Below are 7,024 nucleotides of genomic sequence, written 5' to 3' on the forward strand. Positions count from 1 at the left end.
ACCATTATATGGACTCAACTCTTCCTTGAGGGAGGAGAAATTGTGGAAATGGGTAGTCATGAGGAACTATTGGCAAAGAAAGGACGCTATTATATGCTCTGGCAAGGCCAGACAAGTGTGGAAAGGGAAGTAAAGATCTCATGAGAGAAGAAATTATCGATTTATCAGAATTGACAGAAAGTCGGGAGATGTTACAAGCCCGTGAACCCAAATTTATATCAAGTTTTATTTGGCTTGTCCTACTTTTATTCGCTAGTTCGTTTCTTTGGATGTGGTTTGGTGAAATTGATATAGTAGTAAAGGCTACAGGGGTTGTCCGTCCGGTTGGAAATGTTAGTATTATACGAAGTATTTATGGAGGAAAGCTTGAACAAATTTTTTATAAAGAAGGCGTAAAAGTAAAAAAAGGGGATCCTTTGTTTTTGATTGAGACATCTTCTTTAGAAAGGGAAAAAGAAAATTTGATGCAAAAGAAAAAACGATTGGAAAAAGAAGCGGAGAATCTAGAAAAAATGCAAAGAAGTGTTCAGGAAGGAAAGAATCTGTTTACCGAGGAAGACCTACATTATTATAATTGGTTTTTGAGCTATCATTATGATTATAAGCAACTTCATCTAGTTTATTTAAAAACTAAGAGCCGCTACCAAAGGGAAAAAAATCTTGGACCCGGTGTTACATCTGAAGTTAATTTAGAGGAATTACGAACAGAGTATCTTTTGGCTGAAATCAATCGGGATAGGCATAAAAGTAAAATGTTGGTAGAGATAAAAGAGAGATTAGAGGCGAATCAAGTTCAATTATTAGAAGTGCAAAAATTACTCGAGGAAGTGGAAGAGAAAATAAAAATGCATCAAATCACCGCTCCGATTGATGGTGTTGTTCAGGTACTTCAACAATTTAATTCCGGCGACTATCTTCCGGCGGGAGTTGAAATATTGAGAATTATTCCAGTACAGGGCACTGGAATGAAAGTAGATCTCATGGTTAAAAATAAAGACATTGGTAATCTTACGCAAGGTCAAAAAGTCAATTATCGTTTTTTGGCTTTACCGTACAAAGAATATGGTAGTCTTTCTGGAGAAGTTACCAATATAGCGGGTGATGCTCAAATTGCTAATACAGATAATGAACTTGTTTATCTTGTGGAAGGCTCATTAGAAGGAGATCAACTTATTGACAAAAAAGGACAACCGGCCAAAGTTAAAGTGGGTATGCTTTGTGAAGCTAGAGTAGTTGTTAAGAAAAGGAGGATATTGTATTTTATTTTAGAAAAAATGAATCTTCTTTCCTAGACTATTATAATATTTTCAATATATTAAGTTAGAGCATCGAAATTGGTGGTCAAAATGGGAATATATTTTAAAAAATCCATAATTATCATCTGGTGTATAATGTTGTTAACCGCTAATGTTTATGGGAGTATTAATATGCGGGATGAATGGGATATTGAGCTGGTTGTTAAAGCTGCTTTAGAAAACAGCGATGCGATAATACAAGCTAGCGAAGAACTAAGAAAGAGAGAAATACATCTCCAAGCCACTAAAACTATTAGCCAAAGAGATCTTACGATTAGTGGAGAAGCGACAAAAATAAAAAATCCTTTTACAAGAAAATACGAATATTATGATAAAGGCCAAATTGAGCTTAGTATTTCATTAACACCTAAGCTCGTGTTGGGATCTACGATGATTTTAGGAGAGCCTGCATCGGTCTATCTTAATTATTACCCCTTTGCCGAAAACGTGGAGGAAGCCCAAGCCCAGTTAGATTTCTCTCTACAACTGTTAGAATTGGAGAAAAAAATAGTGGAAGTAGAGTTGGAAGCAAGAAAACTCTATATCACATTATTGGCAGCTATTAAAAAAAGGAAGCAAGCGGAGGAAAACTTAGCTTTAGTTGAACAAACGAAATTAATTACTCGACGTCGTTATCATGCTGGTTTGGTTGGTAGAGATGAGCTTGATAGAGCCGAAACCGAGATCTTGGAGGCAAAAGTAAAATTAGCATCAATGAAAATGGAAGAATACATTGCATTAAGAACTCTTTCTCGCTTAATCAAGAATGATTTATCTCGATCATCTCTTATTGAGCTCCCGCTGTTTCAAGAAAATAAAATAGATTTTAATGAAATACGGGAAACTGCCTTAGATAATAATATTGAGTTAAAAAAAGCTAATTTAATGCTGGCTTTTGCTAAAGAAAACTTGGAGCGAGTAAAGAAACACAGACCAACTATATCCTTTTGTGCAACGGCAAATACTGAAGATGGATCATTATCTTTGTCTGGTAGTCTTACCTGGAAGTTTGAAGCAATTCAATCTCAACGAATAGAACAGGCAGAAATAGCTGTAAGACAACAACAACGTATGATTGAAACATTAAAAGAAGAATTAGAAGATTCTTTAGCTATTGCTATTGATAATTTTGAATTACAGCAAATGAACATTAATGTATTGGAACATAAGAAAAACTTAGCTATTAGATCTAGTATTGAAGCTCAAAAAAAATACGAAAATGGTGAGATATCTCTGGTAGATCTGGAAAAGGTACGATTAGAAGCAGCGATTGCCCAAGATGATTATATCGCAGGTTGGAACAACCTTTGGCAGGCATGGTATGTTTTACTGGCAACCATTGCTGCTTAAGGGAGGGTAAGTACAACTTATGAAAAAAAAAGTGGTAATCTTTTTTTTCTTTTTTTTTAATAACGATATCAATATCAGGTGAAGAGAAGCATGATACGCTTTTTCTTACCATAGATGAGTATATCAAAGAATATCTAGCACAGTCAGTGATCATAAAAGAAGCCGTTAGAAAACTAGAAAAAGCGGAAAAAGATCTTCGACGAGCAACTGAAGAAAGGGTTGCCGCCTTGATTTTAAGGAGGTATGAAATTGAAGTTAATGCTGCTAAATTGGCTTTAACAGAAGCAGAAAGAAAAGAAAAAATTAATGCTGTCCAACGATATTTTCAGCGTCTACAGACTTATCGTAATTTTATTACAGCGAAAAGAAAGTTACAGTTAGAAGAAAAAAAATTAAGAGTAACAAGCTTACGTTATGAATCAGGCCTTTGTACCGAAATAGAATTTTTACAACATAATAACGAATTTATGAAAATTAATTATGAAGTAGAAAAAGCGCAGTATGAATATTTTCACGCTAAGCGGGAATTTCTTTTAGGAATAGGAAAAGAAAAAGGTGATACCATACCTCTGGAAATAAAATTAACTTTTGATGAAATCGAAAAGTACGATACGATGATTTGTGTTCAAAAAGCTTATACAGTTGATTCTGTATATTATTATAACCGTGAGATGTTGTTATTAGCCAAAAAACAGTGGGAAGCAGTGCATACCTTAGAAGATGCCACACCGGAAGAGCGGAAGAATATAACTGATGAACTGAATAGAACGGAAGAGAACTATCAGTTGTATAAAAAGGAATTGTATAATAAAATTATAGGTTTAATAGAAGAGCATCACTCACTCAATTGCCAACGTGAATTACTAGAGAAACAAGCTATTATTGTACGAAGAGAACTTGAAGTTTTAAAAACTAGATTTAGGCAAGGTGAGATTAACCAAATCGAATTCGAAGAGGTTTCACTTGAGCTTCATGAACTGGAAGACCAGATAAAACAAATGGAAGAAACGCTTTTTCAAAAAGAATTATCGCTTAAAGTACTTATAGGAGATGATCCATTACAGTATATTTATAAAATAGTGAGCGTAAGCCCAAAATAGTTTTTAAATTTTTGTTGATTTCTTTGTCGATCAATGAAAAGGGGAGGGGCATTAGTATTTAATGGGTGTGGGTCCAAAAAAAATGCGACAAGAAATAATGAGATCAATAAAACGGTGTCAAAGTTTAGGAGTAAAAAAGACTATTAATGCTCCACTTCTTTGCCTAGAAGAAAAGGAATTGGAAATTAGATTTTTAAGACTGGAATCATTAATAACTGTCTTTAAAAAATGTTTTAGAGAGGTACGAGATATAATTCCAAATGGTTATATTGTATTTTTAACTGATGAAGAAGGCTATTTGTTATTTTATGATACAACATTTTTACTGCCAGACCCAAATAAGTTACTTACATTAAAGCATGGTGTTTCTTTAACAGAAAAGAGTTGTGGGAGTAATGCGGTTAGTTTAGCATTACAGTTACGTGAATCGATATATTTCGAACCAAAGGATCATTATTGTGACATATTTAGTGAATGGTATTGCTTTGCTATACCGTTAATAATAGATGAAGGAGTTAAAGGATGTTTGGCTTTTTCTTCAGTAGGTCAGAGGATCTCAAATGAAATGATCGCTATTGTAAAGTTGTTGGCAAGAAATATAATGATAGAACTTCGGCACAACTCTGGTGATAGTCAAATTCCCATTCGGGCAGTTTTAACCGAACAACAATTACATATATTAAAACTTTTCGCTCAAGGAATGACTAGTATGGCTGTGGCTTTAGAGATGAAGCTAAGTGAAAATACGATCAAGTATCATAAAAAGAAAATTTATAAAGTTTTGGGCGTTCGGAGTATAGCCGAAGCAGTTGGAAAGGCGGTAAAGATGGGGTTGTTCTCAATAGATAACGTATAATATTTTTCGCACAATTAGAAATTGGAAATTGAAAAGGGAGACCTCAAGTGGTAAAGTAAATAAGCCAAAACTTACCAAACCAAAGGAGGTCCCCCTATGAGTAACATTATACAGTTTAATGAAGATGTAATAAAGAACAAATTGAATGAGTTAGTGCGTGGAAGTGTCGAGGAGACCTTAAACCAATTACTTGACCAAGAGGCCGATCGATTAACCAACGCAGCCCGTTATGAACGGACCGAAGCACGAAAAGATACCCGTGCTGGATATTATCAGCGCAGTCTAGAGACGAAAGCCGGCAAAGTCAATCTAAAAGTCCCCAAACTACGAAAACTGCCCTTTGAAACAGCAATTATTGAACGCTATAAACGCCGGGAAAGCTCCATTGAAGAAGCGCTAATTGAAATGTACCTGGCTGGAGTCTCTGTTCGACGCATTGAAGACATTACAGAAATTCTCTGGGGAAGTAAAGTCTCACCGGGAACAATCAGCAAGCTTAATAAAAAAGTATACTCGCACATTGAAGACTGGCGTAACCGTCCACTAGATGGTGAATACCCGTACGTATATCTAGATGGTATCTACCTCAAAAGAAACTGGGGCGGCGAGTATGAAAACGTATCAATTCTGGTCGCTTTAGCCGTGAACAATGACGGATACCGGGAGATTCTCGGTGCGGCCGAAGGAAGTAAAGAAGATAAAGAGAGCTGGCTAAACTTTCTCCGGCACCTCAAAGAGCGTGGTCTGAAAGGTACGCAATTATTCATCAGCGACAAATGCCTTGGTGTCGTTGAAACCCTTGGCGAAATCTTCCCGGAGGCCCGGTGGCAAAGATGTGTCGTACATTTTTATCGCAATATCTTTAGTGTGGTCCCAACAGGAAAAGTCAAGCTGGTGGCTGCAATGCTCAAGGCCATTCATGCCCAGGAAGACCTGGCAAGTGCAAAAGAAAAAGCTTCAGCCGTAGTTCGGAAACTGCGGGAAATGAAACTACCCAAAGCCGCGGAAAAGGTTGAAACCGGGATTGAAGAGACCTTATCATATATGCATTTTCCCCGGGAACACTGGCTGAAAATCCGCACAAATAATGGTCTTGAACGTTTAATGAGGGAGATACGGCGACGGACTAGAGTTGTCGGCAGCTTTCCGGATGGCCACTCGGCATTAATGCTAGTCTGCGCCCGGTTAAGACACGTAGCAAGTTCAAACTGGGGCTTAAAGCGCTATTTAAACATGAAACTTCTAGTTGGCATTCGAGAGGAGGTGTGTATCGGTTAGTACCTCTCACCCAAATGCCACTTTAGGTCGCCATTATAAATGTGCGAAAAAATATTGACACTACCATAGGCATTCCCCGGTGCAGTACTCCGCAATGTGCCCGCTCTTACCCTCACTCTTTGGCGGAACAGGATCAGAAAGAGGACAGGCTCTGTGCTGAACGCATTGACAATCTGAATCAAAGATATCAGGAGCTGCTCAATTAAGGGAGGAATAGCTAATTTGGGTTTCGGCCGCCAGGCGGCGGAGGACGAAAAAAAGGGATCTTTCTTGTAAGGTTTCCTCAGGGTGTGCCTAGTTTTCATTAGTTCTTCCTGCTGCCGGGCGCTTTCTTTGCTTTCTTCATCATCGGTTTGGACGAAGGTCATCGTTTAGTTATACTATAAATAAAAACGGCGGTTTTTTCGAGTTGAGGAAAAAACCGCCGTTTTCAGTTGATTTGGCTATTGGCTCCGAAACCGCTTCGCTTTTATTTCCAAGTGACAATCTCCTCGAGGCGTTTTCTCTTTTTCTCGGGACTTGTTTCTTCCTCCGGATAACCCAGCGGCAAGAGGGCAATTACCTCCAGATGCGCGGGCAGTTCCAGGATCTCGTGGCAGCGTTTGGCATCGAAGGCGCAGACCCAACAGGTGCCGAGGCCCAGCTCGGCAGCGGCCAGGGTCATGTGTTCAATGGCAATCCCCAGATCCACGTCACAGTGATCTTTACCGTCGGCCCGCTTCCAGGAGGCGGAGTGATCACCGCAGGCGACAATCACCACCGGCGCCTCTTTGAACCAATCCCGCGGATAAGTCTCCGCCACTTTGGCTTTTATTTTTTCCTCGGTCAGGACAATGAAGTGCCAGGGCTGGAAATTACAGGCCGAAGGCGCATTTCTGGCCGCCTCGAGCACCTGGAGCAGCTTTTCCCTTTCCACCGGCTTTGCTTTATATTTCCGCACCGAATATCTTTGCTTGGTCAGTTCCAAAAAAGACATCCGAATCCCTCCTCAAATTGGTTTTGTTGGTGCCGACTTGGTCGGGCAATTAATATTTCGGAGTGGTTAGTGTAAAATTACTGTAGATTTTATGGAGGAGATATCTTTACAAAAAGAGAAGAGGAACCTCACATTCGGCAAGAATGAATACCCCCCGAAGGAGGTCGAG

The 7,024-nt window shown here is 38.7% G+C and carries 6 protein-coding genes; 5 read left to right on the forward strand and 1 reads right to left on the reverse strand.

Annotation, left to right across the window (positions count from 1 at the left end):
• Positions 1 to 140 precede the first annotated feature (140 nt).
• From G5B42_RS09570 to G5B42_RS09590, 5 genes are all read left to right on the forward strand, one after another.
• Entirely contained in the window at positions 141 to 1,292 is a 1,152-nt protein-coding gene (locus G5B42_RS09570) for an HlyD family secretion protein (RefSeq protein ID WP_181340252.1), read from the forward strand.
• A 135-nt stretch (positions 1,293 to 1,427) separates the two neighbouring features.
• A complete protein-coding gene (locus G5B42_RS09575; protein WP_181340253.1) occupies positions 1,428 to 2,645 on the forward strand; it encodes a TolC family protein in 1,218 nt (405 codons plus the stop codon).
• Between the two features lie 146 nt (positions 2,646 to 2,791).
• Positions 2,792 to 3,745, forward strand: coding sequence for a TolC family protein (locus G5B42_RS09580; protein ID WP_181340254.1), 954 nt, complete (start codon positions 2,792 to 2,794; stop codon positions 3,743 to 3,745).
• Between the two features lie 61 nt (positions 3,746 to 3,806).
• Positions 3,807 to 4,601 carry a LuxR C-terminal-related transcriptional regulator gene (locus tag G5B42_RS09585; protein ID WP_181340255.1) on the forward strand — a complete coding sequence of 265 codons (795 nt, stop codon included), beginning with the start codon at positions 3,807 to 3,809 and terminating at the stop codon, positions 4,599 to 4,601.
• A gap of 96 nt (positions 4,602 to 4,697) precedes the next feature.
• Complete coding sequence (locus tag G5B42_RS09590) at positions 4,698 to 5,879, forward strand: IS256 family transposase (protein WP_181340256.1); 1,182 nt, start codon at positions 4,698 to 4,700, stop codon at positions 5,877 to 5,879.
• A 469-nt stretch (positions 5,880 to 6,348) separates the two neighbouring features.
• Here G5B42_RS09590 and G5B42_RS09595 read toward each other — a convergent pair whose 3' ends face one another.
• The gene (locus tag G5B42_RS09595; RefSeq protein WP_181340257.1) at positions 6,349 to 6,855 is read right to left on the reverse strand and encodes a nitroreductase family protein; all 507 of its coding nucleotides are present in this window, start codon (positions 6,853 to 6,855) and stop codon (positions 6,349 to 6,351) included.
• Positions 6,856 to 7,024: the final 169 nt, after the last annotated feature.

Origin of the sequence: Capillibacterium thermochitinicola, from assembly GCF_013664685.1 — a bacterium.
GTDB lineage: Bacteria > Bacillota > UBA4882 > UBA10575 > UBA10575 > Capillibacterium > Capillibacterium thermochitinicola.